Below are 23,148 nucleotides of genomic sequence, written 5' to 3'. Positions count from 1 at the left end.
TGCTGCAGCATGCAAAAGGCCCCGCCAGCTGGCGGGGCCTTTTCTTTGCTGCAAGGGAGCAAATCAGTAGTAGGAGTGGTCGCCGCGCTGGTGCTCGGTGGCATCTTTCACGCCGTTGAGCTCGCCCGGGAATTTCTCCAGCAGCTGCTTCTCGATCCCCTCTTTCAGGGTGTAGTCGACCATGGAGCAGCCGTTGCAACCGCCGCCGAACTGCAGGATGGCCAGCTTGTCGTCGGTTAGCTCGACCAGGGTGACCTTGCCGCCGTGACCGGCCAGCATGGGGTTCACCTCGGACATCAGCACGTATTCAATGCGATCGATCAGGGGGGCGTCATCGGCCACTTTGCGCATCTTGGCGTTCGGGGCTTTCAGGGTGAGCTGGGAGCCCATCTGATCGGTGACGAAGTCGATGGTGGCATCCACCAGGAAGGGGGCGCTCAAGGGATCGACCAGGCAGTCGAAGCCGCTGAAGGGCAGGTGCTGATCTTCCGGATCGACCGCGTCGGGTGGGCAATAGGATACGCCGCACTCGGCATTCTGGGTTCCCGGATTGACCACAAACACCCGGATGTTGGTGCCATCAGGCTGCTTCTCCAGCAACTTGCGGAAGTGGGCCTGGGCGGTGTCGGAAATGCTGATCATCACTATCCTCATAAACCTGAGTGTACGACTAGGGTATTCATGATAACTCGCTTGGCGGGGCTTGGGTAGCGTGCCGATGGCGAGCTTGTGAGCTTGGGCGTATCGGAATCATGCCGCCTCCAGTCTCGTCGGCCGGTTCCGCGCCAGGCTATGCGGGGTGTCTGAGGGTACGGCAGATGGCCCACACCTCCACCCTGGTGACGCCGCTCTCGTGGAGCAACCGGGTGAGCTGACCTGCGGTCGCTCCCGTGGTCACCACATCGTCGAGCAGTGCCACATGCCGGTAGTGGTGAGGCGCCATCTCGAAGGCGCCGCGCAGGTTGCGCCGCCGCTGGCCGGCACTGAGCCGGGTCTGCTGCGGGGTTGCCCTGACCCGGCGCAACAAGCGGCTGTCACAGGGAATGCCGATGAGCTCGCTCAGGGCCCGGCCTATCTCCTCTGCCTGGTTGAAGCCACGCCACCACTGGCGCCACCAATGCAGGGGGACCGGAATGATGGCCTGTGGCGGGTCATCGAGATTAAGGTGGTCGGCCAGCACGCGGGCGAGCAGCGGTGCGAGCAGGATCTGACCGGAATATTTCAGCCGGGGGACGAGCAGGGAGTAGGGTGCCCGGTAGTCGCCGATCACCTGCAGCCGCTGCCAGGGGGGCGGACGGCGCTGGCAACGTCCGCACACCAGGCCGCTCTCTGCATATTGCTCCGGTAACGGTGCCGCACACAGCCGGCACTGCCAGCCATCCTGGTGCAGGGCCTGCCGGCACCAGGAGCACAGCAGAGGCGCCTCGTCACAGGGTTGGCGGCAGAGCAGGCACAGACCCAGCCAGTCGGCCCGGGTGCCGAGGATCGGACTTGCTTTGGCGAGCAGCCGCTTTAACATGCAGGCTCCAAGCAGATAAACAGGGATCTTGAGTCTAGATGAGCGTATCGGTTGAGCGGTTTGGCCAGGGCCCGGACCTGGTGTTGTTGCATGGCTGGGGCATGAACGGGGCCGTCTGGCACGGTATCGCCCAAGAACTGGCTGCCCACTATCGGCTGCATCTGGTGGACCTGCCCGGCTTTGGCAACAGCTCCCTGCAAGAAGGGATAGACTACACCCTGCCCTGGCTGGCAGAGCAGGTGGCGGCCATATTGCCTGAAAAATGCCATCTGCTCGGCTGGTCCCTCGGTGGTCTGGTGGCGAGCCAGTTGGCGCTGACCATGCCTGAGCGCCTCCACTCCCTCATCACGGTAGCCAGCTCCCCCTGCTTCCTGGCCCGGGATGAATGGCCGGGCATAGCTCCCAAGGTGCTGGCGGGGTTCAACCAGATGCTGGCGGGGGACTTCATGCAGACCATAGAACGCTTCCTCGCGATCCAGGCCATGGGCAGCGAACATGCCAGGAACGACATTCGCCAGCTGCGCCACTGGCTGGCGGAGCGGCCAGCCCCCCGGCTTGCCGCCCTGGAGGCGGGTCTCGGCCTGTTGGCCGAGGTCGATCTGCGGGATCAACTGGTCGGCCTGGATCTGCCCTGGCTGCGCCTCTACGGCAGGCTGGATACCCTGGTGCCCAAGGCGGCCATTCCGCTGCTGGACGAGCGCTATCCCGGAAGCCGGTGCCGGGTACTGGACAAGGCGTCCCACGCGCCCTTCATCTCCCACCCTGCTCAGTTTATCGACATGGTGCGGCAGTTTATCGGCTGAAAAGCGAGCGCCAGGCTTCAATAATCTCGTTGGCTGGTGAATAATCAGCCAACAGCCAGAGGAGCAACAAGATGCGCATCGATTCGGCCATGACCACGGGCGTGCAGGGATTCCAGCGGGCGGAGCAGTTGGCCGTCCAGGCTTCCAGCCAGATTGCCCGTCTCAATACCCCCGCCGGTGAGCGGGTGGCGCTGCCCGAGGAGCTGGTCAACCTCAAGGTGGCCGAGCAGCAAGCCGGCGCCTCCGCCAAGGTGATCCAGACCGCCAGCGACATGCTGGGCACCCTGATCGATATCCGGGTGTGACATGAGCATCCAAGTTGGGCTGCCACCCCTTGTGGCCAGTCAACTGCAATCGCAGGCGGTATGGACGGGCAGCATGATCGGTATCCGGGTGTGAGATGAATATCAACGTCAGCCTGCCGTCGCTCATTCCCAACCAGCTGCAGCCGCAGACGGAATCGGCACAGACTGACAACCGCCGCGCGGAGCTGGTGCCCCCCAGCCGCCAGAGCGAGGCCTTCGGTGCCGAGTCTGGCGTCGGCTCCCAGAAAGAGAGAACCCGAGCCGCTCAGGCCAATCCCGCTACCCCATCCCCGTCGACGAAAGAGAGTGGCCAGGCCGGTCCCGCGACGGTGGCGCACCGTTTTGTCGAGGCAACGGGGGAGGAGGGGGAACGTCGACAACGCCAGGATGGCGAACAGCAGGAGCAGCAGAAGCAGCAGCGTCAGGTGGCTGCGCTGGTCGAACGGGATCTCGAGGTGCGCAAGCACGAGCAGGCGCACCAAGCGGTCGGCGGTGAGCATGCGGGCAGCCCCAGCTACCAGTTTTCCCGTGGGCCGGATGGCAAGCGCTATGCCACCGGGGGAGAGGTCGCCATCGACATCGGCACTATCCCCGGGGATCCGGCAGCGACCATCGCCAAGATGCAGCAGGTGCGTGCCGCTGCGCTGGCGCCGGATGAGCCGTCGTCACAAGACCTGAGCGTCGCCCGCGCCGCTTTCGCCAAGGAGGCCAGGGCCCGCCAGGAGCTTATGGTGCTCAGGCAGGAAGCCATGGGGTCGCTCGGTGCCTACATGGACAATCGAAACCAGGTGATTGCCAGGCACTATCAGCAAGCGGTGAGACCGGCCTCCCCGCATAGCCTGAGTCAGGACGTCTGATCCCGCCCCGTGCTGGCATGAAAAAGCCCCTTTCGGGGCTTTTTGCATTCTGGGAGCTTATTTCTTCAGTTTGGAGAGGGCGGCGGCGAAGGCGTTGCCCATGGCACCGTCGGTCGTAGCGCTCTGACGGGGCGCCTGTTTCGGTCTGGCGTTGCCGGTGTGACGCTGCTCGGCCGGTTTGCGCGCCGGCTGGCCGGCCTTCTCGTCCAGACGCATGGTCAGGCTGATGCGCTTGCGCGGGGCATCCACCTCCAGCACCTTCACCCGGACGATGTCGCCCGCCTTGACCACCTCGCGGGGATCCTTGACGAAGCGGTCGGTCAGGGAGGAGATGTGCACCAGGCCATCCTGATGAACGCCGATGTCGATGAAGGCGCCGAAGTTGGTGACGTTGGTAACTACCCCCTCCAGCACCATCTCGGGCACCAGGTCGCTGATTTTCTCCACCCCTTCCTTGAAGGTGGCGGTCTTGAACTCGGGGCGTGGGTCGCGGCCTGGCTTGTCCAGCTCGCCGATGATGTCGGTGACGGTGGGCACGCCGAACTGCTCATCGGTGTAGTCGGAAGGCTTGAGGGTGCGCAGCAGGCTGCTGTTGCCGAGCAGGCTGTCGACGGTCTGCTCCAGTTTGGCCAGGATCCGCTCCACCACGGGGTAGGACTCCGGGTGCACCGCCGAGCTGTCCAGCGGGTTGCTGCCGCCGCGAATGCGCAGGAAGCCGGCACACTGCTCGAACGCCTTGGGTCCGAGCCGGCTCACTTTCAGCAACTGCTGGCGGCTCTTGAAGGCGCCGTTCTCGTCCCGGTAGGCGACGATGTTCTGGGCCAGGGTCTGGGAGAGGCCTGACACCCGGTTCAGCAGGGCGACCGAGGCGGTGTTCACATCCACACCCACCGCGTTCACGCAATCCTCGACCACCGCATCGAGCCGTCGGGCCAGCTGGCTCTGGCCGACGTCGTGCTGGTACTGGCCGACACCTATGCTCCTGGGGTCTATCTTGACCAGCTCGGCCAGGGGATCCTGCAGGCGACGGGCGATGGAGACGGCGCCGCGCAGGGAAACGTCGAGATCCGGGAACTCCTGGGAGGCGAGCTCGGAGGCGGAGTAGACCGAGGCCCCCGCTTCGCTCACCACGATTTTCTGGGCCTTGGCGGCCGGGTAGCGCTCGAACAGATCGCTCACCAGGCGGTCGGTCTCCCGCGAGGCGGTGCCGTTGCCGATGCTGATGAGTTCGACCCTGTGCTTCTGGCACAGCTCGCTCAGGGTCTTGAGGCTCTGATCCACCTGGCGCTTGGGTTCGAACGGATAGATGGTCGCGGTATCGACCAGCTTGCCGGTGGCATCCACCACCGCCACCTTGATCCCGGTGCGGATGCCGGGATCCAGCCCCATGGTGCAGCGCATGCCGGCCGGCGCCGCCATCAGCAGATCCTTGAGGTTCATGGCGAATACCTTGATCGCCTCCTCTTCTGCCGACTCGCGGATGCGACCGATGAGCTCGGTCTCCATCTGGAGCGACAGCTTGATCTTCCAGGTCCAGCTCACCACCCCCTGCAGCCACTTGTCGGCCGGGCGGTGTTGCAGGTTGAGCCTGAGGTGATGGGCGATGATCCCTTCGCAGGGGCTGGCACCCTCATCGTCGCCGGCAACCAGCGCCAGGTTGAGGATCCCCTCGTTGCGGCCGCGCAGCATGGCCAGCACCCGGTGGGAGGGGGCCTTGTGCAGGGGTTCGTCGTGTTCGAAGTAATCCTTGAACTTGGCCCCTTCCTGCTCCTTGCCGGCCACCACGCGGGCACGCAGGGTGGCGTTCTGCCACAGGTAGTCTCGCAGCTTCTCCAGCAGATCCGCCTGCTCGGCGAAGCGCTCCATCAGGATGTAGCGGGCGCCGTCGAGGGCGGCCTTGCCGTCGGTGATCCCCTGCTCGGCATTGAGGAAGCGGGCCGCCTCCTGCTCGGGATCTTTCATGGGGTCCCCCAGCAGCAGGTCGGCCAGCGGTTCCAGCCCCGCCTCGATGGCCATCTGCCCCTTGGTACGGCGCTTGGGTTTGTAGGGGAGATAGAGATCTTCGAGCCGGGTCTTGCTGTCGGCCTCGTTCAGCTCGCGGGCCAGCTCGGGGGTGAGTTTGCCCTGCTCCTCAATGGAGCGCAGGATCACCTGACGGCGATCCGCCAGTTCGCGCAGGTAGCCGAGGCGGCTTTCCAGGGTGCGCAGCTGGCTGTCGTCCAGACCGCCGGTCACCTCTTTGCGGTAACGGGCGATGAAGGGAACGGTGGCGCCTTCGTCCAGCAGGCGAACGGCGGCCTGCACCTGTTCCGGGCGGGCATTCAGCTCACCGGCGATCTGATGTTCTATTACGTGGCTTTGCATCGAGGGTCTCTGGTGGTCGGGTCCTGTCTAACTGGCCAGCGCGGGGCAATGTTGCCGGGCATGGGGTCTGTCCTGGCGATACTCAAGGTACCAGCCAGGCCGCTGCCGCGCGGGCCGGTTGGCGCTGCAAGGCGCCGGGTGTGAGCACTATATGGGGTCGGGCAGCGGGATGCCACCCCGGCAGAGAGGGCAGTGAGCCCCCCGGATGACAGGCGCAGCCGGCCCATACCGACCTAAGGGAGCCCGTCAACGGCTCTGGTGGTGGCGTGAAGCCGGCTCATTTGGGATAGCTGATCTCATTGACGTACCAGCAGGCGTCACCGACTGGCGTACGCACCATGGCCTCGTCGCCCACCTCCTTCTTGAGCAGGGCGCGGGCCATGGGGGAGTCGATGGAGATGTAGTCCTTGCGACCGAAGATCTCGTCGTAGCCGACGATGCGAAAGCGCTTGGCCTCGCCTTCGTCGTTCTCGACCTCGACCCAGGCGCCGAAGAACACCCTGCCCTCCTGGGAGGGGGAGTAGTCGACTATGGTCAGCTCTTCCAGGCACTTGCGCAGGTAGCGAACCCGGCGGTCGATCTCCCGCAGGCGCTTCTTGTTGTACTGGTAGTCGGCATTCTCGCTGCGATCGCCGAGGCTGGCCGCCCAGGCCACCTTCTTGGTGACGTCTGGCCTCTCCTCCCGCCAGAGCATGTCGTGCTCCTGCCTGAGCCGGTTGTAGCCTTCACGGGTAATGAGTTTGGTTTTCATGGGGTTATCACTCCCTGGCGCATTGCATCTGTTTGCACGGGATCTTAGCCATTGCCGCCGCCCTGTCGAGCAAAAAGCGTGGCCGGAGCAGGGCTGGCAGGAGCGTAGAGAGCCCGTCCAGCCCGGATACAGGGTAATAACCGGTAACATATTTATGCTTTGTGGTTGCAGGGACGCGCCCTAGTATGAGCGGAGACAGAGAGGAGAGGCGGCAATGAGTCAGCAATACAAGGTCCTGGTGGTCGACGACGACCTGAAATTACGTTCCCTGCTGGAGCGCTACCTGACCGAACAGGGGTTCGTGGTTCGGGGCGTCGCCAATGGCGAACAGGCCGACCGCCTGCTGACCCGTGAAAACTTCAGCCTGATGGTGCTGGACCTGATGCTGCCCGGGGAAGACGGCCTCTCCATCTGCCGCCGCCTGCGCGAGGCGGGCAACCAGATCCCTGTGCTCATGCTCACCGCCAAGGGGGATGAGGTGGATCGCATCGTCGGGCTGGAGATGGGGGCCGATGACTACCTGCCCAAGCCGTTCAACCCGCGGGAGCTGCTGGCCCGGATCCGTGCCGTCTTGCGCCGCCACACCGTCGAGCTGCCCGGTGCCCCCTCCGCCGCCGAGAAGATGGTGACCTTCGGTGCCTATCAGCTCAACCTGGCGACCCGGGAACTGAGCCGGGACGGCGAGCCGGTCTCGCTGACCAGCGGCGAATTTGCGGTGCTCAAGGTGCTGGTGAGCCATCCCCGCGAGCCGCTCTCCCGCGACAAGCTGATGAATCTGGCGAGGGGTCGCGAGTACACCGCCACCGAGCGCAGCATAGACGTGCAGGTTTCCCGCCTTCGCCGCCTGCTGGAGCAGGACCCGGCCCAGCCCCGTTACCTGCAGACCGTCTGGGGTCTGGGCTATGTCTTCGTGCCGGACGGTGAGAACGCATGAAGAAAGTGGGCAGCATGTTTTCCCGCATGCTCTGGTTTCTGGCCGCCGTGCTGGTGGTCTATCAGTTTGTCTCCTACGCCACCTTCTACAACTACCTGCTGGCCCCCACCGTCAAGCAGATCAGTCACCTGCTGGCCAACCAGGTCAAGCTCATCTTCCCGGTGGACAACAGTCAGCTTGCCCTGAGCGAAGATGCCGAGGCGCTGGTCTATGTGGCGACCGGCAGCGACATCTACACCCAGAGCGAGGCGGAGCAGCACGGGCTGAACGACTCCAAACCCTATCCCTATCTGGAGGAGAGCATCAGCCGCGAGCTGAAGGGGGAGACCCGGGTCAGGGTGGAGATCCAGGATCACTACATCATCTGGATCCAGCCGCCCCAGGCCAGCCAGATGTGGGTGCGTATTCCGCTCACCGAGATCGAGGATGACGACATAGAGCCGCTCATCCTCTACATGAGCGTGCTGCTGGTGGTGACCCTGTTCGCGGCCTGGCGCTTCGCCCGCCAGCTGGTGCGACCGCTGGAGGATCTCGAGGCGGGGGCCGTGGCGGTGGCCCGAGGCCACTTCCCCGATGCGCTGGACGAGCAGGGCTCCCGTGAGGTGCGCCGCCTGACCCGCACCTTCAATCACATGTCCAGCTCCATCAAGGGGCTGATCGAGGAGCGCAATCTGATGATGGCGGGGGTGTCCCACGATCTGCGCACGCCCCTGACCCGCATCCGCCTGGCCACCGAGATGATGTCTTCCGAGGATGAGTATCTCAAGGAGAGCATCAATGCGGACATCGACGAGTCGAACGGCATTATCGATCAGTTCATCGACTACATCCGGCCAAACGAGGGGCTGGATGCCCATTCCGTCGACCTGACCCGGCTGATCCATGATGCGCTCCTGATGCAGACCGATCAGGGGTTGGAGGTGGAGGTGCTGTTACCTGAGGCGGCGGTGCGGGTCGTCTGTCACCCCATCAGCATGCGCCGCATCCTCAATAACCTGTCGGGCAATGCGCTGCGCTATGGTGCGACCCGGCTGCAGGCCGAGCTCAGGGATGACGGTCACTGGGTACGGCTGCGACTCTCTGACAACGGCCCGGGGATAGCAGAAGAGGACTATTCCCGGGTGCTCAAGCCCTTTACCCAGGGCAATGTGGCCCGCACCGGCGGCGGCAGCGGCCTGGGGCTGGCCATTGTCGCCAAGATAGTCTCCCAGCATCACGGCACCATCAGGCTGGGACGATCCGAGCTGGGGGGCCTGCTGGTGGAGATCCGGCTACCCAAGAACCAGCCGCTGGAGTGGATGGACTGAGCGAGGGGCGTATCCATGGATACGCCCTTTGTATGTCAGGCTTGCGGCTCGCTTGTCTTGCGGTAGCGCCTGCCATATTTCAGCTGCTGGATCAGCAGGGCTGCGACGATCAGCACCAGCCCGATGGGGGTGGCCGGGTGGATGGTTTCGCCGATCAACAGGTTGAGCAGCACCAGGGAGGCAAACGGCGAGATGAAGATAAGGTTGCTGATGGGCGCCGTGTTGGTGGCATGGCGCAGCGCCATCAGCCAGAGCACGAAACCGAAACCCATCTCGAACAGCCCCACATAGATGGCGCCGGCCCATCCCTGCCAGGCGGTCATGGCGAAGTCGGAGAGCAGCCAGGTCGCGGCGACGATGAAGGGCAGGCTGATGAGGAAGCCGAGCAGCAGGCTGACGACGGGATCCCCCTGATTGCGGGTGTTGAGGATCCAGTAGCCGGCCCAGATGAGGGTCGAGACCAGGGCCAGCGTCACCCCGATCGGGCTGTCGAACTGCAGGCCGAACACATCCCCCCTGGTGGCGATCACCAGGGCCCCGAAGTAACCGAGCACGATGGCGACCCCGTCGCGGCGGCGCAGCGTCTGACCGAGGAAGGGGACGGCCAGCAGGCTGAGGGTGATGGCCCAGGTGTAGTTGAGGGTCTGGGCCTGCTGGGCCGGCAGTAGGTCATAGGCCTTGAACAGCAGCAGGTAATAAAGGAAGGGATTCAAGGCCCCCAGCGCCAGATAGTAGAGGGGGCGGCCCTTGATGTAGCCGAGCAGTAGCGGCAGTTTGCCCTGGTAGGCTACGATCACCCCCAGCGTCAGGGTGGAGGTACAGGCCGCGACCAGCAGCAGTTGAACCGGCTCGAAGTAGGCAAGGGAGATCTTGAAGGCGCTGGCGACCGTCGACCAGAGGGCGACGGCGCAGAGCCCGTACTGGTAGGCTTTTTTCTGATTCTTGAGCATAGGGATGACTCCGCAGACAGAGGCGAGGACGCAGTCTATCAGCCCGTTTGCAACATTGTCGTTACCGGTTTTCGAGGGGGGAGCGAGGATGCGCCACGAGATCCATCCGCCACACAAAATTGCGCACAATCTGTCCGCCTTCTCTTGCGTGAATTGAAAAAATCCGTATAATCCCCTCCGCTTGCCCATGAGGCAGCCAGACGATATGTCTGCTTGCTGAGCTTCCCGTTTACGTGTCGCCAGCCATACAGTCCTCCCGATATGGGAGGAAACGTGAAAAATCGCACCTCTGGCGGGAGTAATCTCGGTCGGGCGGTGTTGGTTTATGTTCTTTTATCTATTGGAGCTCTGTCAATGCAGAACCAAAGAATCCGTATCCGCCTGAAGGCTTTTGATCATCGCCTGATCGATCAATCCACTGCGGAAATCGTTGAAACTGCAAAGCGCACCGGCGCGCAGGTTCGCGGTCCTATCCCGCTGCCGACTCGCAAAGAGCGTTTCACCGTTCTGATCTCCCCGCACGTCAACAAGGACGCGCGTGATCAGTACGAGATCCGCACTCACAAGCGTCTGGTAGACATCGTTGAACCGACTGACAAGACCGTTGACGCTCTGATGCGTCTGGATCTGGCAGCTGGTGTAGACGTCCAGATCAGCCTGGGTTAATTACGGAAAGAGGTTGATAACAATGACAATCGGTCTTGTAGGTCGCAAAGTGGGTATGACTCGCATCTTCACTGAAGATGGCGTTTCTATCCCGGTGACTGTTATCGAAGTTGAAGCTAACCGTGTAACTCAGGTCAAATCTGTAGAAACCGACGGCTACAACGCTATTCAGGTTACCACTGGCTCCAAGAAAGCCAGCCGTGTGACCAAGCCGGAAGCTGGCCACTTCGCCAAAGCTGGTGTAGAAGCCGGTCGCGGTCTGTGGGAATTCCGCCTGAACAACGGTGAAACCTTCACTGTTGGTAGCGAGCTGAAAGTAGATCTTCTCGCTGACGTTAAGCTGGTAGACGTTACCGGCACATCCAAGGGTAAAGGTTTTGCCGGTACTGTTAAACGCTGGAACTTCCGCACCCAGGATATGACCCACGGTAACTCCCTGTCCCACCGTGTACCTGGCTCCATCGGTCAAAACCAGACCCCGGGCCGTGTATTCAAGGGCAAGAAGATGGCTGGTCACATGGGTGCTGAGCGTGTAACGACTCAGAACCTGGAACTGGTTCGTGTTGACGCTGAACGCAACCTGCTGCTCATCAAAGGCGCAGTACCGGGTGCAACCAACGGCAACGTGATCGTCAAACCTGCCGTCAAAGCGTAACGTCTGAGGAGATAGTAATGGAATTGGTAATGAAAGACGCCAAGAGCGCTCTTGAAGTTTCCGAGACTACCTTCGGGCGCGAATTCAACGAAGCTCTGGTTCACCAGGTTGTCGTTGCATATGCCGCTGGTGCCCGTCAGGGTACTCGTGCGCAGCTGACTCGCTCTGAAGTGTCTGGTGGCGGCAAAAAGCCGTGGCGTCAGAAGGGTACTGGTCGTGCCCGTGCTGGCTCCATCCGTTCGCCCATCTGGCGTTCCGGTGGTGTGACCTTTGCTGCTAAGCCGCAAGATCACAGCCAGAAAGTAAACAAGAAGATGTACCGCGGCGCTATCCGTAGCATCCTGTCCGAGCTGGTACGTCAAGAGCGCCTGATCGTTGTTGAGAAGTTCGGCATCGAAGCGCCGAAGACCAAAGAACTGATCGCCAAGCTGAAAGAAATGGAACTGACTGACGTTCTGATCGTGACTGCTGAAGTCGATGAGAACCTGTTCCTGGCTGCTCGTAACCTGTACAAGGTCGACGTGCGTGACGTTGCCGGTATCGACCCGGTCAGCCTGATCGCTTTCGACAAGGTTCTGATGACTGCTGACGCAGTTAAGCAAATCGAGGAGATGCTGGCATGATCCGTGAAGAGCGTCTGCTGAAAGTTCTGAAGGCTCCGCACATCTCTGAAAAGAGCACCATGGTCGCAGAAAAGCAGAACACTATCGTGTTCAAAGTTGCTGTTGATGCCACCAAGGCGGAAGTCAAAGCTGCAGTTGCGAAACTGTTCGAGGTCGAAGTTGAGACCGTCCGTACCCTGAACATGAAGGGTAAGACCAAGCGCGCAGGTGCACGCGTAGGCCGTCGTTCCGATTGGAAAAAGGCTTATGTGACCCTGAAAGCTGGTCAGGACATCGACTTCATGGGCGCAGCCGAGTAAGAGGAGTTCTGAAAAATGGCAATCGTTAAGTGCAAGCCTACTTCTCCGGGCCGCCGCCACGTCGTCAAGATCGTCAACCAAGAGCTGTACAAGGGTAAGCCCTTCGCAGCCCTGCTGGACAAGAAAGACAAGACCGGTGGTCGTAACAACAACGGTCGTATCACCACTCGCCACATCGGCGGTGGTCACAAGCAACACTACCGTCTGATCGACTTCAAGCGCGACAAAGACGGCATTCCGGCCAAAGTTGAGCGTCTGGAATACGATCCTAACCGTACCGCAAACATCGCCCTGGTGCTGTATGCAGACGGTGAGCGTCGTTACATCCTGGCTCCGAAAGGCCTGAAAGCTGGTGATGCAATCGCCTCTGGTGCTGATGCTGCCATCAAGGTGGGTAACACCCTGCCGATGCGCAACATTCCGGTCGGTTCTACCGTTCACGCCGTCGAGATGAAGCCTGGTAAAGGTGCCCAGCTGGCTCGTTCCGCTGGTACTTTCATCCAGATCCTGGCTCGTGAAGGTAACTATGTAACTCTGCGTCTGCGTTCCGGCGAAGTACGTAAAGTTCTGGCCGAGTGCCGCGCTACCATCGGTGAAGTGGGTAACTCCGAGCACATGCTGCGTCAACTGGGTAAAGCCGGTGCAAACCGCTGGCGTGGTATTCGTCCGACCGTTCGCGGTATGGCGATGAACCCGGTTGATCACCCGCACGGTGGTGGTGAGGGTCGTAACAAGGGCATGCAGCCTGTGTCCCCATGGGGCCAGAAGGCTAAGGGCTTCAAGACCCGTAAGAACAAGCGTACCGACAAGTACATCGTACGTCGTCGTAACAAGTAATTGTTAACATAGAGGAATCACCATGCCACGTTCTCTCAAGAAGGGTCCATTTATCGACCTGCACTTGCTGAAGAAGGTAGAGAAAGCGGTGGAAAGCGGGGATAAAAAGCCGGTTAAGACCTGGTCCCGTCGTTCAATGATCATCCCGAACATGATCGGTTTGACCATCGCTGTCCATAATGGTCGTCAGCACGTTCCGGTTTTCGTTACCGAAGAAATGATCGGTCACAAACTGGGTGAATTCGCACCGACTCGTACTTATCGCGGCCATGCTGCTGATAAGAAGGCTAAGAAGCGCTAAGGGATAAATGATGGAAGCTATCGCTAAACACCGTTATGCCCGTACTTCTGCCCAGAAAGCTCGTCTGGTAGCCGATCAAGTACGTGGTCTGTCCGTAGACAAGGCTCTGAACATCCTGACCTTCAGCCCGAAAAAGGCTGCTGTTCTGGTGAAGAAAGTGCTGGAATCTGCCATTGCCAACGCTGAGCACAACGAAGGTGCCGATATCGACACCCTGCGTGTTGCCACCATCATGGTAGACGAAGGTCCCTCCATGAAGCGCATCCGCCCGCGTGCCAAAGGTCGCGCGGATCGTATCCTCAAGCGTACCGCTCACATCACTGTAGTGGTATCCGACGCTAAGGCTGGGAGATAAGCAATGGGTCAGAAAGTACATCCTAATGGCATTCGCCTGGGTATTACCAAGCCTTGGAATTCTACCTGGTTCGCGAACACCAAAGACTTCGCTGACAACCTGTACAGCGATTTCCAAGTACGCCAGTTCCTGACCAAGGAGCTGAAAAACGCTTCCTTGTCCAAGATCACCATCGAGCGTCCGGCCAAGAGCATCCGTGTGACCATTCACACCGCTCGTCCGGGTGTCGTGATCGGCAAGAAAGGCGAAGACGTTGAGAAACTGCGCAAAGCCGTAGCCGCTATTGCTGGCGTGCCTGCTCAGATCAACATTTCCGAAGTCCGCAAGCCGGAGCTGGATGGCAAACTGGTTGCCGACAGCATCACTTCTCAGCTGGAACGTCGCGTAATGTTCCGTCGCGCCATGAAGCGCGCCGTACAGAACGCCATGCGTCTGGGTGCCAAGGGCATCAAGGTAGAAGTATCCGGTCGTCTGGGCGGCGCTGAAATCGCGCGTACCGAATGGTACCGTGAAGGTCGTGTGCCCCTGCACACCCTGCGTGCCGACATCGACTATGCAACTTCTGAAGCCCACACCACTTACGGTGTGATCGGCGTCAAAGTTTGGATCTTCAAGGGCGAAGTTCTGGGTGGTCTGGCTGCAGTCAATGCTGCCGCTGCTCAAGAGCAAGCTCCTGCAAAGCCCAAGCGTGACAACAAGCGCCGCGCTGCTAAGTAAGGAGATTCGGTAAATGTTGCAACCTAAGCGTACTAAATTCCGCAAGACCCACAAGGGTCGTAACCGCGGTCTGGCCAATGCCGGTAACGAAGTATCCTTCGGTACCTTTGGCCTGAAGGCGACATCTCGTGGTCAGCTGACTGCTCGTCAAATCGAAGCAGCCCGTCGTGCCATGACCCGTCACGTTAAGCGTCAAGGCAAGATCTGGATCCGTGTGTTCCCGGACAAGCCCATCACCGAAAAGCCCCTCGAAGTTCGTATGGGTAAAGGTAAGGGTAACGTGGAATACTGGGTTTGCCCGATCCAGCCTGGCAAGGTTCTGTACGAGATGGATGGTGTACCTGAGGCTCTGGCGCGTGAAGCGTTTGCCCTGGCCGCAGCTAAGCTGTCCGTTCAGACCACTTTCGTAATTAAGACGGTGATGTGATGAAAGCCCAAGATCTGCGTCAAAAGAGCGTCGAAGAACTGAACCAGGAGCTGCTGGGTCTGCTGCGTGAGCAATTCAACATGCGCATGCAAGCTTCCACCGGCCAACTGGCTCAGACTCACACTCTGAAACAAGTGCGTCGTGACGTCGCACGTATCAAGACTGTACTGACTGAGAAGGCAGGTGCGTAATGACTGACAAGATCCGTACTCTGCAAGGTCGTGTAATCAGCGACAAGATGGACAAGTCCATCACCGTCGCCATCGAGCGCAAGGTAAAGCACCCGATCTACGGTAAGATCATCAAGCGCACTACCAAGCTGCACGTGCATGACGAGAACAACGAGTGCAAGGCTGGCGACCTCGTGGAAATCCGCGAGTGCCGCCCGCTGTCCAAGACCAAGTCCTGGACCCTGGTTGCTGTCGTAGAAAAGGCCTAATTCGGTACTTTCTAGCCCAAACGGCCCCCCATCGGGGCCGTTTGTTTTTTAGGCTACCTTTTCAAAAACAGCTGTGTTATAGTTTCGCGCCTTTTGAAGGCAGCCAGATCCCATCAGGGATAAGAAGTAAACAAAGCGGAGCACTAAGATGATCCAGATGCAAAGTATGCTGGGTGTTGCCGACAACTCCGGCGCTCGCAGTGTAATGTGTATTAAGGTTCTGGGTGGTTCGCACCGCCGTTACGCCGGCATCGGCGACATCATCAAGGTTTCCATCAAGGAAGCCATTCCTCGCGGTAAAGTGAAGAAAGGTGATGTGTATAACGCGGTGGTCGTACGCACCCGTAAAGGCGTTCGTCGTCCGGACGGCTCTGTCATCCGTTTCGACAACAATGCGGCTGTGTTGCTTAACAACAACCAACAGCCAATCGGTACTCGTATTTTTGGCCCGGTGACCCGTGAACTCCGTAACGAGAAGTTCATGAAGATTGTGTCCCTGGCACCCGAAGTACTGTAAGGAGTCGAACGATGGCAGCTAAAATCCGTCGCGAAGACGAAGTAATTGTTCTTACCGGCAAAGACAAGGGCAAGCGTGGCAAAGTCACTCAAGTTCTGATTGCCAAAGGTAAGGTAATCGTGGAAGGCATCAACCAGGTGAAGAAACACCAGAAGCCGGTACCCGCACTGGGTCAGGCTGGCGGTATCGTCACCAAAGAAGCCCCCATCGATGTATCTAACGTAGCGCTGTTCAACTCTGCCACTGGCAAGGCTGACCGCGTTGGTTTCCGGATTGAAGACGGCAAGAAAGTCCGTTTCTTCAAATCCACCGGCGAACTTGTGAAGTAATTGGAGTTTAACGATGGCGAAACTGCATGATTACTACAAATCCGATGTAGTAAATGAACTGACCAAGCAGTTCGGTTACAAGACTATCATGCAAGTCCCTCGGATCGAGAAAATCACCCTGAACATGGGTGTTGGTGAAGCGATCTCTGACAAGAAGTTGCTGGAAAATGCCGCTGCCGACATGGCTGCCATTTCCGGTCAGAAACCGCTGATCACCAAAGCACGCAAATCTGTTGCGGGCTTCAAGATTCGTGAAGGCTACCCGATAGGTTGTAAAGTAACCCTGCGTGGCGAGCGTATGTGGGAGTTCCTGGAACGGCTGATTTGCATCTCCGTACCGCGTATCCGTGACTTCCGTGGTCTGAACGCCAAGGCGTTCGATGGCCGTGGTAACTACTCCATGGGCGTGCGTGAGCAAATCATCTTCCCGGAAATCGACTATGACAAGGTCGATCGCGTCCGTGGTCTGGATATCACCATCACCACTTCCGCGAATACCGACGAAGAAGGCCGTGCTCTGCTGGCTGCCTTTAACTTCCCATTCCGCAAGTAAGGTTAGGGTTATGGCTAAAACATCCATGAAAGCGCGCGAAGCTAAGCGTGCGAAGCTGGCAGCCAAATACGCTACCAAGCGTACCGAGCTGAAAGCTATCATCGTTGATATGAACGCTTCTGAAGAAGCGCGTTGGGACGCTGTCTTGCAACTGCAACAGCTGCCCCGTGATTCCAGTCCGTCCCGCCAGCGTAACCGTTGCAATATTACTGGTCGTCCGCACGGTTTCCTGCGCAAGTTTGGCCTGTCCCGCATCAAGGTGCGTGAGCATGCCATGAAGGGCGAAATTCCGGGCCTCAAAAAGGCCTCTTGGTAAGAATCTCGGGAGTTAGACTATGAGCATGCAAGATCCGATCGCGGATATGCTGACCCGCATCCGTAACGGTCAGGCGGCGAGCAAAGTTGCGGTTTCCATGCCTTCTTCCAAGCTGAAAGTGGCTATCGCCAAAGTGCTGAAAGAAGAAGGTTACATCGCTGGCTACAACGTAGCTGGTGACGTGAAGCCGGAACTGGAAATCGAACTGAAGTATTTCCAGGGCAAGCCGGTTGTAGAACTGATCCAACGCGTGAGCCGTCCCGGCCTGCGTATTTACAAGCGCACTACTGATCTGCCGAAAGTCATGGGCGGTCTCGGTGTTGCTATCGTGTCCACGTCTAAAGGTGTGATGACCGACCGTGCTGCCCGCAAGGCAAGCATGGGTGGTGAGATCATCTGCTACGTCGCTTAATAGGAGGTCGGAAATGTCTCGCGTTGCTAAGGCACCCGTCACTATTCCTGCTGGCGTAGAGGTGACTCTGAACGGTCAGGAACTGTCCATCAAAGGTGGTAAAGGTTCCCTGGTTCGTTCCATCCACGCCGGTGTAGAAGTGACCAAAGAAGACAATGTACTGAAGTTCGCCCCGCGCGACGGCATCGCTGGTGCTGACGCTCAGGCCGGTACTGCCCGTGCATTGGTCAACAACATGGTAGTCGGTGTTACCCAAGGCTTCGAGCGCAAGCTGCAGCTGGTTGGTGTAGGTTACAAAGCCTCCATCAAGGGCAATGCTGTTGCGCTGGCACTGGGCTTCTCTCACCCGGTAGAGCATGCGCTGCCGGCTGGTGTCACCGCTGAATGTCCGTCCGCCACCGAAATCGTTCTGCGTGGTGTGGACAAGCAGCTGGTTGGCCAAGTCGCCGCCGATATCCGTGCTTACCGCGCTCCGGAGCCCTACAAGGGCAAGGGTGTACGCTATGCCAACGAGCAAGTGCGTACTAAAGAAGCTAAGAAGAAGTAAGGTAACACTATGGACAAGAAAGCAGCTCGTCTCCGTCGTGCTACTCGTGCTCGGAAAAAGATGCAGGAACTGGGAGCTACCCGTCTGGTTGTTCACCGTACCCCGCGTCATATCTATGCGCAGGTTATTGCAGCCAACGGTTCCGAAGTTCTGGCCTCTGCTTCCACAGTAGAGAAGGCCATCAGTGAAGCTCTGAAATACACCGGTAACGCAGATGCTGCTACCGCTGTAGGTAAAGCAATCGCTGAGCGTGCCATTGCCAAAGGCGTTCAGAACGTATCTTTCGATCGTTCCGGTTTCAAGTATCACGGTCGTGTAGCCGCTCTGGCTGCCGCTGCTCGTGACGCTGGTCTTCAGTTCTAAGCTAGGAGTCGAAGATGGCTAAAGTCGAATCTCAAGCCGGCGAACTGCAAGAAAAGCTCATTGCAGTAAACCGTGTTTCGAAAACTGTTAAAGGTGGTCGTATCATGTCCTTCACCGCGTTGACCGTGGTGGGTGATGGTAACGGCCGTGTAGGTTACGGTTACGGTAAGGCTCGTGAAGTTCCGGCCGCCATTCAAAAGGCGATGGAACAGGCTAAGCGTAACCTGAGCAAGGTTGAACTGAACAACGGCACTCTGCACCACCCGGTGCGTGGTGTTCACTCTGGTTCCACCGTGTTCATGAAGCCGGCCTCCCAAGGTACAGGTATCATCGCAGGCGGCGCTATGCGTGCCGTGCTGGAAGTTGCCGGTATCCACAACGTGCTGGCCAAGACCTACGGTTCCACCAACCCGATCAACGTTGTTCGCGCAACTGTCGACGCTCTGGTTCACGGTCAATCACCGGAACAGATCGCTGCCAAGCGTGGTCTGCGCGTTGAAGAAATTCTGGGGTAATGCGACATGGCTAACACTGTAAAAGTAACTCAAACTCGCAGCTCTATCGGCCGTCTGCCAAAGCACAAGGCGACTCTGCGTGGTCTGGGTCTGCGTCGCATTGGTCACACCGTTGAGCTGGAAGATACTCCCTGCGTACGCGGTATGATCAACCAGGTTTATTACATGGTTAAGGTGGAGGGCTAAGCATGCGTCTGAATACTCTGTCTCCGGCCGCTGGTTCCAAGCGTGTTAAGCACCGTCCGGGCCGTGGTATCGGTTCTGGTCTGGGCAAGACTGGTGGTCGTGGTGTGAAAGGTCAAACTTCTCGTTCCGGTGGCGGTAAAGTCCGCAACGGTTTCGAGGGTGGCCAGATGCCTTTGAAAATCCGTCTGCCGAAGTTCGGTTTCTTCTCTCGCAAATCTTTGGTTTCTGCCGAAGTGCGCCTGAATGAAATCGCCCTGGTAGAAGGTGATGTGGTCGACGTGAGCACTCTGAAGCAAGCCGGTGTGATTACCAAAAACATCGTGTTCGCTAAAGTTGTTCTGTCTGGCAACATTGACCGTGCTGTGACCGTTCGTGGTCTGTCCGTCACCAAAGGTGCACGTGCAGCCATCGAGGCCGCTGGCGGTAAAATCGAGGAATAATCAGTACAATGGCTAAGAAACCAGGATTGGATGTTAAAGCACAAGGTGGTCTGAGTGAATTGAAGAGCCGTCTGCTCTTCGTTCTCGGGGCAATTATCGTGTTCCGTGCAGGCTCTTATGTGCCGATCCCTGGTATTGACGCCGCCGTACTGGCCGAGTTGTTCCAACAACAGAAGGGCACCATCATTGAGATGTTCAACATGTTCAGTGGTGGTGCACTCTCGCGTGCTTCTATTCTTGCGCTGGGGATCATGCCGTACATTTCGGCCTCGATCATTATCCAGCTGCTGACTGTGGTCCATCCCGCTCTTGCTGAACTCAAGAAAGAGGGTGAATCCGGCCGTCGCAAGATTAGCCAATATACCCGTTGGGGCACGCTGGTTTTGGGAACGTTCCAGGCCATTGGTATTGCAACCGGCTTGCCGAATATGATGCAAGGACTCGTGACTCATCCGGGTTTGGGCTTCTATTTCACAGCCGTTGTGAGTCTGGTCACCGGTACCATGTTCTTGATGTGGTTGGGTGAGCAGATTACCGAGCGTGGGATTGGTAATGGTATCTCGTTGATTATCTTCACAGGTATCGTTGCCGGTCTGCCTCATGCCATTGGCGCTACGGCCGAACAGGCACGTCAAGGGGAATTGCACATCCTGCTGTTGTTGTTGCTGGGCTTGATTGTTTTCGCAGTGACTTACTTTGTGGTGTTCGTGGAGCGTGGTCAGCGTCGTATCGTCGTGAACTATGCCAAGCGTCAACAAGGCCGCCAGGTATTCGCCGCGCAAAGCACACACCTGCCGTTGAAAGTGAATATGGCCGGTGTGATTCCTGCGATTTTCGCATCCAGCATCATCCTCTTCCCTGGGACCATCACCTCTTGGTTTGGTCAGGGCGAGGGCAAGATCGCTGATATCCTGCAACAGGTCTCTATGGTCCTGCAGCCGGGTCAGCCCTTGTATGAGATGCTTTATGCAGCAGCCATTATCTTCTTCTGTTTCTTCTATACCGCGCTGGTGTTCAACCCCCGCGAGACAGCAGATAACCTGAAGAAGAGTGGAGCCTTTATCCCGGGGATCCGCCCGGGCGAGCAGACAGCACGTTACATCGATAAGGTTATGACTCGCCTGACATTGGCAGGTGCGCTCTATATAACCTTTATCTGTCTGGTACCCCAGTTCCTGATGACTGCCTGGAACGTACAGTTCTACTTCGGTGGCACCTCGCTGCTGATTATCGTGGTAGTTATCATGGACTTCATGGCTCAGGTACAAACCCATATGATGTCTCATCAATATGGCGACGTCCTGAGGAAGGCCAACCTGAAGGGCTACGGCCGCTAAAGGTCGGCGTAGTTACGGAGTTAAGCAATGAAAGTTCGTGCTTCCGTTAAGGCAATCTGCCGTAACTGCAAAATCATCAAGCGTCACGGTGTGGTGCGTGTGATTTGCAGCGAGCCAAAGCATAAACAGCGCCAAGGCTAATTTTTTACGGTTAGTACTTGCAACAAATAGTTGTGCTGGCTAATATAGCCAGCCAACTTTTGTTGTGTATTGGTTGACCGCCACGTATCCGCTCACGGGCTTTGTGGTGGTCGTAATCTACTATATGTAGGAGTGAATAGTGGCCCGTATCGCTGGCATTAACATTCCTGACCATAAGCATGCAGTCATTGCACTGACTGCTATTTATGGCGTCGGTCGTACCCGCTCCAAGGCCATCTGTGCCGCAGCCGGTATCGCTGAGAATGTGAAAATTAAAGACCTGGACGAAACTCAGATCGAGAGTCTGCGTGAACAAGTAGGTAAATTCACCGTTGAAGGTGACCTGCGTCGTCAGATTTCCATGAACATCAAGCGATTGATGGATCTGGGTTGCTACCGTGGTTTGCGTCACCGTCGTAGCCTGCCTGTTCGTGGTCAACGTACCAAGACCAACGCTCGTACCCGTAAGGGTCCGCGCAAGGCTATCAAGAAGTAACGGGAAGGTAGAAAATGGCTAAAACTCCGACTCGTGCTCGCAAGCGCGTTAAAAAGCAAGTGAGCGACGGTATTGCGCACGTTCATGCATCTTTCAACAACACAATCGTGACCATTACTGACCGTCAGGGCAATGCTCTGTCATGGGCTACCTCCGGTGGTTCAGGTTTCCGTGGTTCCCGTAAGTCCACTCCGTTTGCTGCCCAGGTAGCAGCTGAGCGTGCTGGTGAGATCGCCAAAGAATACGGCGTGAAGAACCTGGAAGTCATGGTCAAAGGTCCGGGTCCCGGTCGTGAGTCTTCCATCCGCGCTCTGAACGCGGCTGGTTTCCGCATCACTAATATTACTGATGTGACTCCGATCCCGCACAACGGTTGTCGTCCTCCCAAGAAGCGCCGCGTGTAACGCTGGTAGCTACTTGGTCTAGGATTGTTGGAGAAAGAAGATGGCAAGATATATCGGTCCTAAGCTTAAGCTTAGCCGTCGTGAGGGCACCGACCTCTTCCTGAAGTCTGGTGTTCGTGCGATTGATTCTAAGTGCAAGATTGACACCGTTCCTGGTCAGCACGGTGCGCGTAAAGCGCGTCTGTCCGACTACGGTGTACAACTGCGCGAGAAACAAAAAGTACGTCGTATCTACGGCGTGCTGGAAAAACAGTTCCGCAACTACTACCGCGACGCTGCCCGTCAAAAGGGTAACACCGGTGAAAACCTGTTGCAGCTGCTGGAAGGTCGTCTGGACAACGTCGTCTACCGCATGGGCTTCGGCGCCACTCGTGCTGAATCTCGTCAGCTGGTGAGCCACAAAGCCATCATGGTAAACGGCCGCGTTGTGAATGTTCCTTCTTTCCAGGTATCCCCTGAGGACGTGATCTGCGTTCGCGAGAAGGCTAAGAAGCAAGCGCGTATCAAAGCTTCCCTGGAAGTTGCTGGTCAGCGCGAGAAGCCGACTTGGGTAGAGGTTGACGCTGCTAAGATGGAAGGTGCCTTCAAGCGCCTGCCGGAGCGTTCCGACCTGTCTGCCGACATTAACGAACAGCTGATCGTCGAGCTTTACTCCAAGTAAAGCTAGCTTCTAAAGAGAGGACACAATGCTGGGTTCTGTAACAGATTTTCTTAAACCGCGGCTAGTTGACATCGAGCAAGTTAGCCCGACTCACGCGAAAGTGACTCTCGAGCCGCTTGAGCGTGGCTTTGGTCACACGCTGGGCAACGCCTTGCGTCGTATTTTGCTGTCATCTATGCCCGGTTGTGCAGTTACTGAAGTCGAGATCGACGGAGTACTGCACGAGTACAGCAGCAAAGAAGGTGTGCAGGAAGACATTCTTGAAATCCTGCTCAACCTGAAAGGTATCGCTGTGAAGCTGGAAGGCAAGGACGAGGTAACTCTGTCCCTGACCAAGTCTGGAACAGGCCCCGTTACCGCTGGTGATATCACTCACGGTGATGAAGTCGAGATCGTAAACCCGGAGCACGTAATCTGCCACCTGACAGGGGCCAATGCTGAGATCAGCATGCGTCTGAAAGTTCAGCGCGGTCGTGGTTATGTGCCTGCTTCTGCTCGTGTTCACAACGATGATGAAGAGCGTCCTATCGGCCGCCTGCTGCTGGACTCCGCGTTCAGTCCCATCGTTCGCATCGCCTACAATGTTGAGGCGGCACGTGTGGAACAGCGCACCGACTTGGACAAGCTGGTTATCGACATGGAGACCAATGGTACTCTGGATCCGGAAGAGGCCATCCGCCGTTCTGCCACTATCTTGGCCGAACAGCTGGAAGCCTTCGTGGATCTGCGCGATGTCAGCGTGCCCGAGAAGAAAGAAGAGAAACCCGAGTTTGATCCGATTCTGCTGCGTCCTGTCGATGATTTGGAGCTGACAGTTCGTTC

37 protein-coding genes (1 of these 37 running past the window's edge) are annotated in these 23,148 nt (G+C 58.2%); 32 read left to right on the top strand and 5 right to left on the bottom strand.

Features of this window, described 5'->3' with window-relative positions; genetic code table 11:
* Window positions 1-63: 63 nt before the first annotated feature.
* Both nfuA and I6L39_RS05410 read right to left on the bottom strand, forming a co-directional pair.
* Entirely contained in the window at window positions 64-642 is a 579-nt protein-coding gene (gene nfuA, locus I6L39_RS05415) for a Fe-S biogenesis protein NfuA (RefSeq protein WP_010672549.1), read from the bottom strand.
* A gap of 148 nt (window positions 643-790) precedes the next feature.
* A complete protein-coding gene (locus I6L39_RS05410; protein ID WP_216991242.1) occupies window positions 791-1,519 on the bottom strand; it encodes a ComF family protein in 729 nt (242 codons plus the stop codon).
* 38 nt (window positions 1,520-1,557) lie between these two features.
* Between I6L39_RS05410 and bioH the strand changes: the two genes are divergently transcribed.
* The 3 genes from bioH to I6L39_RS05395 all read left to right on the top strand — a co-directional run bounded on the left by bioH (window position 1,558) and on the right by I6L39_RS05395 (window position 3,484).
* The gene (gene bioH, locus I6L39_RS05405) at window positions 1,558-2,322 is read left to right on the top strand and encodes a pimeloyl-ACP methyl ester esterase BioH (RefSeq protein ID WP_216991241.1); all 765 of its coding nucleotides are present in this window, start codon (window positions 1,558-1,560) and stop codon (window positions 2,320-2,322) included.
* A 71-nt stretch (window positions 2,323-2,393) separates the two neighbouring features.
* Window positions 2,394-2,627, top strand: coding sequence for a flagellar biosynthesis protein FlgE (locus I6L39_RS05400; RefSeq protein WP_216991240.1), 234 nt, complete (start codon window positions 2,394-2,396; stop codon window positions 2,625-2,627).
* 95 nt (window positions 2,628-2,722) lie between these two features.
* Window positions 2,723-3,484 carry a putative metalloprotease CJM1_0395 family protein gene (locus I6L39_RS05395; protein WP_216991239.1) on the top strand — a complete coding sequence of 254 codons (762 nt, stop codon included), beginning with the start codon at window positions 2,723-2,725 and terminating at the stop codon, window positions 3,482-3,484.
* Between the two features lie 57 nt (window positions 3,485-3,541).
* Here the strand turns inward: I6L39_RS05395 and I6L39_RS05390 are convergent, their stop codons facing one another.
* Together I6L39_RS05390 and greB are read right to left on the bottom strand one after the other, a co-directional pair.
* Complete coding sequence (locus tag I6L39_RS05390; protein WP_216991238.1) at window positions 3,542-5,848, bottom strand: Tex family protein; 2,307 nt, start codon at window positions 5,846-5,848, stop codon at window positions 3,542-3,544.
* A 277-nt stretch (window positions 5,849-6,125) separates the two neighbouring features.
* Window positions 6,126-6,599, bottom strand: coding sequence for a transcription elongation factor GreB (greB, locus tag I6L39_RS05385; protein ID WP_042078424.1), 474 nt, complete (start codon window positions 6,597-6,599; stop codon window positions 6,126-6,128).
* A 214-nt stretch (window positions 6,600-6,813) separates the two neighbouring features.
* Here greB and ompR point away from each other — a divergent pair, with 214 nt between their 5' ends.
* Together ompR and envZ are read left to right on the top strand one after the other, a co-directional pair.
* Window positions 6,814-7,533 (top strand): two-component system response regulator OmpR, encoded by a 720-nt coding sequence (gene ompR / locus I6L39_RS05380; protein ID WP_216991237.1) that lies wholly within the window; start codon window positions 6,814-6,816, stop codon window positions 7,531-7,533.
* Window positions 7,530-8,840 carry a two-component system sensor histidine kinase EnvZ gene (gene envZ, locus I6L39_RS05375; RefSeq protein ID WP_216991236.1) on the top strand — a complete coding sequence of 437 codons (1,311 nt, stop codon included), beginning with the start codon at window positions 7,530-7,532 and terminating at the stop codon, window positions 8,838-8,840. Before ompR ends, envZ begins: the two co-directional genes overlap by 4 nt.
* Window positions 8,841-8,875: 35 nt before the next feature.
* Here the strand turns inward: envZ and I6L39_RS05370 are convergent, their stop codons facing one another.
* Window positions 8,876-9,790, bottom strand: a complete 915-nt coding sequence (locus I6L39_RS05370; RefSeq protein ID WP_216991235.1) for a DMT family transporter — start codon at window positions 9,788-9,790, stop codon at window positions 8,876-8,878.
* 354 nt (window positions 9,791-10,144) lie between these two features.
* Between I6L39_RS05370 and rpsJ the strand changes: the two genes are divergently transcribed.
* The 27 genes from rpsJ to rpoA form a co-directional block, all read left to right on the top strand.
* Window positions 10,145-10,456, top strand: coding sequence for a 30S ribosomal protein S10 (rpsJ, locus tag I6L39_RS05365; protein WP_005307944.1), 312 nt, complete (start codon window positions 10,145-10,147; stop codon window positions 10,454-10,456).
* Window positions 10,457-10,478: 22 nt separating this feature from the next.
* Complete coding sequence (gene rplC, locus I6L39_RS05360; protein ID WP_005307947.1) at window positions 10,479-11,111, top strand: 50S ribosomal protein L3; 633 nt, start codon at window positions 10,479-10,481, stop codon at window positions 11,109-11,111.
* Window positions 11,112-11,128: 17 nt separating this feature from the next.
* Window positions 11,129-11,734, top strand: a complete 606-nt coding sequence (gene rplD, locus I6L39_RS05355; protein WP_005340616.1) for a 50S ribosomal protein L4 — start codon at window positions 11,129-11,131, stop codon at window positions 11,732-11,734.
* Complete coding sequence (rplW, locus tag I6L39_RS05350; RefSeq protein WP_342690021.1) at window positions 11,734-12,033, top strand: 50S ribosomal protein L23; 300 nt, start codon at window positions 11,734-11,736, stop codon at window positions 12,031-12,033. Before rplD ends, rplW begins: the two co-directional genes overlap by 1 nt.
* A 15-nt stretch (window positions 12,034-12,048) precedes the next feature.
* A complete protein-coding gene (rplB, locus tag I6L39_RS05345) occupies window positions 12,049-12,870 on the top strand; it encodes a 50S ribosomal protein L2 (RefSeq protein ID WP_041209710.1) in 822 nt (273 codons plus the stop codon).
* A 22-nt stretch (window positions 12,871-12,892) separates the two neighbouring features.
* The gene (rpsS, locus tag I6L39_RS05340; RefSeq protein WP_005307960.1) at window positions 12,893-13,171 is read left to right on the top strand and encodes a 30S ribosomal protein S19; all 279 of its coding nucleotides are present in this window, start codon (window positions 12,893-12,895) and stop codon (window positions 13,169-13,171) included.
* Between the two features lie 10 nt (window positions 13,172-13,181).
* Complete coding sequence (gene rplV / locus I6L39_RS05335) at window positions 13,182-13,526, top strand: 50S ribosomal protein L22 (RefSeq protein WP_010672561.1); 345 nt, start codon at window positions 13,182-13,184, stop codon at window positions 13,524-13,526.
* Between the two features lie 3 nt (window positions 13,527-13,529).
* Window positions 13,530-14,243 carry a 30S ribosomal protein S3 gene (gene rpsC / locus I6L39_RS05330; RefSeq protein ID WP_005331168.1) on the top strand — a complete coding sequence of 238 codons (714 nt, stop codon included), beginning with the start codon at window positions 13,530-13,532 and terminating at the stop codon, window positions 14,241-14,243.
* A 13-nt stretch (window positions 14,244-14,256) separates the two neighbouring features.
* Entirely contained in the window at window positions 14,257-14,670 is a 414-nt protein-coding gene (rplP, locus tag I6L39_RS05325; RefSeq protein WP_010672562.1) for a 50S ribosomal protein L16, read from the top strand.
* The gene (rpmC, locus tag I6L39_RS05320) at window positions 14,670-14,861 is read left to right on the top strand and encodes a 50S ribosomal protein L29 (protein ID WP_005307965.1); all 192 of its coding nucleotides are present in this window, start codon (window positions 14,670-14,672) and stop codon (window positions 14,859-14,861) included. The genes rplP and rpmC overlap by 1 nt, the downstream gene beginning before the upstream one ends.
* The gene (gene rpsQ / locus I6L39_RS05315; protein WP_005307966.1) at window positions 14,861-15,109 is read left to right on the top strand and encodes a 30S ribosomal protein S17; all 249 of its coding nucleotides are present in this window, start codon (window positions 14,861-14,863) and stop codon (window positions 15,107-15,109) included. The genes rpmC and rpsQ overlap by 1 nt, the downstream gene beginning before the upstream one ends.
* Before the next feature lie 148 nt (window positions 15,110-15,257).
* A complete protein-coding gene (gene rplN / locus I6L39_RS05310) occupies window positions 15,258-15,626 on the top strand; it encodes a 50S ribosomal protein L14 (protein WP_005307975.1) in 369 nt (122 codons plus the stop codon).
* An 11-nt stretch (window positions 15,627-15,637) separates the two neighbouring features.
* Complete coding sequence (gene rplX, locus I6L39_RS05305) at window positions 15,638-15,955, top strand: 50S ribosomal protein L24 (RefSeq protein WP_005307977.1); 318 nt, start codon at window positions 15,638-15,640, stop codon at window positions 15,953-15,955.
* 13 nt (window positions 15,956-15,968) lie between these two features.
* Window positions 15,969-16,508 carry a 50S ribosomal protein L5 gene (gene rplE / locus I6L39_RS05300; RefSeq protein ID WP_005307978.1) on the top strand — a complete coding sequence of 180 codons (540 nt, stop codon included), beginning with the start codon at window positions 15,969-15,971 and terminating at the stop codon, window positions 16,506-16,508.
* Between the two features lie 10 nt (window positions 16,509-16,518).
* Window positions 16,519-16,824 (top strand): 30S ribosomal protein S14, encoded by a 306-nt coding sequence (rpsN, locus tag I6L39_RS05295; RefSeq protein ID WP_042078430.1) that lies wholly within the window; start codon window positions 16,519-16,521, stop codon window positions 16,822-16,824.
* Between the two features lie 19 nt (window positions 16,825-16,843).
* Entirely contained in the window at window positions 16,844-17,236 is a 393-nt protein-coding gene (gene rpsH / locus I6L39_RS05290) for a 30S ribosomal protein S8 (RefSeq protein ID WP_010672564.1), read from the top strand.
* 13 nt (window positions 17,237-17,249) lie between these two features.
* Complete coding sequence (gene rplF / locus I6L39_RS05285) at window positions 17,250-17,783, top strand: 50S ribosomal protein L6 (protein ID WP_010672565.1); 534 nt, start codon at window positions 17,250-17,252, stop codon at window positions 17,781-17,783.
* A gap of 9 nt (window positions 17,784-17,792) precedes the next feature.
* A complete protein-coding gene (rplR, locus tag I6L39_RS05280; RefSeq protein ID WP_010672566.1) occupies window positions 17,793-18,146 on the top strand; it encodes a 50S ribosomal protein L18 in 354 nt (117 codons plus the stop codon).
* A gap of 14 nt (window positions 18,147-18,160) precedes the next feature.
* Entirely contained in the window at window positions 18,161-18,661 is a 501-nt protein-coding gene (rpsE, locus tag I6L39_RS05275; RefSeq protein WP_042078432.1) for a 30S ribosomal protein S5, read from the top strand.
* Between the two features lie 6 nt (window positions 18,662-18,667).
* Entirely contained in the window at window positions 18,668-18,847 is a 180-nt protein-coding gene (gene rpmD, locus I6L39_RS05270; protein ID WP_005307985.1) for a 50S ribosomal protein L30, read from the top strand.
* A 2-nt stretch (window positions 18,848-18,849) separates the two neighbouring features.
* Entirely contained in the window at window positions 18,850-19,287 is a 438-nt protein-coding gene (rplO, locus tag I6L39_RS05265) for a 50S ribosomal protein L15 (RefSeq protein ID WP_005307987.1), read from the top strand.
* Between the two features lie 8 nt (window positions 19,288-19,295).
* Window positions 19,296-20,624, top strand: a complete 1,329-nt coding sequence (secY, locus tag I6L39_RS05260; protein ID WP_010672567.1) for a preprotein translocase subunit SecY — start codon at window positions 19,296-19,298, stop codon at window positions 20,622-20,624.
* A gap of 27 nt (window positions 20,625-20,651) precedes the next feature.
* Window positions 20,652-20,765 carry a 50S ribosomal protein L36 gene (gene rpmJ / locus I6L39_RS05255; RefSeq protein ID WP_005319705.1) on the top strand — a complete coding sequence of 38 codons (114 nt, stop codon included), beginning with the start codon at window positions 20,652-20,654 and terminating at the stop codon, window positions 20,763-20,765.
* A 139-nt stretch (window positions 20,766-20,904) separates the two neighbouring features.
* On the top strand, window positions 20,905-21,261 hold the full coding sequence (gene rpsM / locus I6L39_RS05250; protein ID WP_125609091.1) for a 30S ribosomal protein S13: 357 nt from the start codon (window positions 20,905-20,907) through the stop codon (window positions 21,259-21,261).
* A gap of 14 nt (window positions 21,262-21,275) precedes the next feature.
* The gene (rpsK, locus tag I6L39_RS05245; RefSeq protein ID WP_005319702.1) at window positions 21,276-21,665 is read left to right on the top strand and encodes a 30S ribosomal protein S11; all 390 of its coding nucleotides are present in this window, start codon (window positions 21,276-21,278) and stop codon (window positions 21,663-21,665) included.
* Between the two features lie 40 nt (window positions 21,666-21,705).
* Window positions 21,706-22,326 (top strand): 30S ribosomal protein S4, encoded by a 621-nt coding sequence (gene rpsD, locus I6L39_RS05240; RefSeq protein WP_010672568.1) that lies wholly within the window; start codon window positions 21,706-21,708, stop codon window positions 22,324-22,326.
* Window positions 22,327-22,351: 25 nt separating this feature from the next.
* Window positions 22,352-23,148 carry the 5' portion of a DNA-directed RNA polymerase subunit alpha gene (gene rpoA, locus I6L39_RS05235; RefSeq protein WP_005307997.1) on the top strand. The gene runs 193 nt beyond the window's last position, so only the first 797 of its 990 coding nucleotides appear in the window; it begins with the start codon at window positions 22,352-22,354; the stop codon falls past the right edge of the window.

Origin of the sequence: Aeromonas sp. FDAARGOS 1409, from assembly GCF_019048705.1 — a bacterium.
Lineage (GTDB): Bacteria > Pseudomonadota > Gammaproteobacteria > Enterobacterales > Aeromonadaceae > Aeromonas > Aeromonas sanarellii.
This window is presented reverse-complemented; position numbering and strand designations above follow the sequence as displayed.

Coding starts and splice junctions, on each gene's coding strand:
- rplE (WP_005307978.1), top strand. CDS start 15,969: ATGGCGAAACTGCATGATTACTACAAATCCGATGTAGTAAATGAACTG.
- rplB (WP_041209710.1), top strand. CDS start 12,049: ATGGCAATCGTTAAGTGCAAGCCTACTTCTCCGGGCCGCCGCCACGTC.
- rpsC (WP_005331168.1), top strand. CDS start 13,530: ATGGGTCAGAAAGTACATCCTAATGGCATTCGCCTGGGTATTACCAAG.
- secY (WP_010672567.1), top strand. CDS start 19,296: ATGGCTAAGAAACCAGGATTGGATGTTAAAGCACAAGGTGGTCTGAGT.
- rplN (WP_005307975.1), top strand. CDS start 15,258: ATGATCCAGATGCAAAGTATGCTGGGTGTTGCCGACAACTCCGGCGCT.
- rplF (WP_010672565.1), top strand. CDS start 17,250: ATGTCTCGCGTTGCTAAGGCACCCGTCACTATTCCTGCTGGCGTAGAG.
- I6L39_RS05410 (WP_216991242.1), bottom strand. CDS start 1,519: ATGTTAAAGCGGCTGCTCGCCAAAGCAAGTCCGATCCTCGGCACCCGG.
- envZ (WP_216991236.1), top strand. CDS start 7,530: ATGAAGAAAGTGGGCAGCATGTTTTCCCGCATGCTCTGGTTTCTGGCC.
- bioH (WP_216991241.1), top strand. CDS start 1,558: ATGAGCGTATCGGTTGAGCGGTTTGGCCAGGGCCCGGACCTGGTGTTG.
- rplP (WP_010672562.1), top strand. CDS start 14,257: ATGTTGCAACCTAAGCGTACTAAATTCCGCAAGACCCACAAGGGTCGT.
- rpsJ (WP_005307944.1), top strand. CDS start 10,145: ATGCAGAACCAAAGAATCCGTATCCGCCTGAAGGCTTTTGATCATCGC.
- rplO (WP_005307987.1), top strand. CDS start 18,850: ATGCGTCTGAATACTCTGTCTCCGGCCGCTGGTTCCAAGCGTGTTAAG.
- rpsK (WP_005319702.1), top strand. CDS start 21,276: ATGGCTAAAACTCCGACTCGTGCTCGCAAGCGCGTTAAAAAGCAAGTG.
- rpsN (WP_042078430.1), top strand. CDS start 16,519: ATGGCTAAAACATCCATGAAAGCGCGCGAAGCTAAGCGTGCGAAGCTG.
- I6L39_RS05400 (WP_216991240.1), top strand. CDS start 2,394: ATGCGCATCGATTCGGCCATGACCACGGGCGTGCAGGGATTCCAGCGG.
- rplR (WP_010672566.1), top strand. CDS start 17,793: ATGGACAAGAAAGCAGCTCGTCTCCGTCGTGCTACTCGTGCTCGGAAA.
- rpsQ (WP_005307966.1), top strand. CDS start 14,861: ATGACTGACAAGATCCGTACTCTGCAAGGTCGTGTAATCAGCGACAAG.
- greB (WP_042078424.1), bottom strand. CDS start 6,599: ATGAAAACCAAACTCATTACCCGTGAAGGCTACAACCGGCTCAGGCAG.
- rpmD (WP_005307985.1), top strand. CDS start 18,668: ATGGCTAACACTGTAAAAGTAACTCAAACTCGCAGCTCTATCGGCCGT.
- I6L39_RS05395 (WP_216991239.1), top strand. CDS start 2,723: ATGAATATCAACGTCAGCCTGCCGTCGCTCATTCCCAACCAGCTGCAG.
- rplX (WP_005307977.1), top strand. CDS start 15,638: ATGGCAGCTAAAATCCGTCGCGAAGACGAAGTAATTGTTCTTACCGGC.
- nfuA (WP_010672549.1), bottom strand. CDS start 642: ATGATCAGCATTTCCGACACCGCCCAGGCCCACTTCCGCAAGTTGCTG.
- rpmJ (WP_005319705.1), top strand. CDS start 20,652: ATGAAAGTTCGTGCTTCCGTTAAGGCAATCTGCCGTAACTGCAAAATC.
- I6L39_RS05370 (WP_216991235.1), bottom strand. CDS start 9,790: ATGCTCAAGAATCAGAAAAAAGCCTACCAGTACGGGCTCTGCGCCGTC.
- rplC (WP_005307947.1), top strand. CDS start 10,479: ATGACAATCGGTCTTGTAGGTCGCAAAGTGGGTATGACTCGCATCTTC.
- I6L39_RS05390 (WP_216991238.1), bottom strand. CDS start 5,848: ATGCAAAGCCACGTAATAGAACATCAGATCGCCGGTGAGCTGAATGCC.
- rplD (WP_005340616.1), top strand. CDS start 11,129: ATGGAATTGGTAATGAAAGACGCCAAGAGCGCTCTTGAAGTTTCCGAG.
- rplV (WP_010672561.1), top strand. CDS start 13,182: ATGGAAGCTATCGCTAAACACCGTTATGCCCGTACTTCTGCCCAGAAA.
- rpsE (WP_042078432.1), top strand. CDS start 18,161: ATGGCTAAAGTCGAATCTCAAGCCGGCGAACTGCAAGAAAAGCTCATT.
- rpsS (WP_005307960.1), top strand. CDS start 12,893: ATGCCACGTTCTCTCAAGAAGGGTCCATTTATCGACCTGCACTTGCTG.
- rpsH (WP_010672564.1), top strand. CDS start 16,844: ATGAGCATGCAAGATCCGATCGCGGATATGCTGACCCGCATCCGTAAC.
- rpsD (WP_010672568.1), top strand. CDS start 21,706: ATGGCAAGATATATCGGTCCTAAGCTTAAGCTTAGCCGTCGTGAGGGC.
- ompR (WP_216991237.1), top strand. CDS start 6,814: ATGAGTCAGCAATACAAGGTCCTGGTGGTCGACGACGACCTGAAATTA.
- rpmC (WP_005307965.1), top strand. CDS start 14,670: ATGAAAGCCCAAGATCTGCGTCAAAAGAGCGTCGAAGAACTGAACCAG.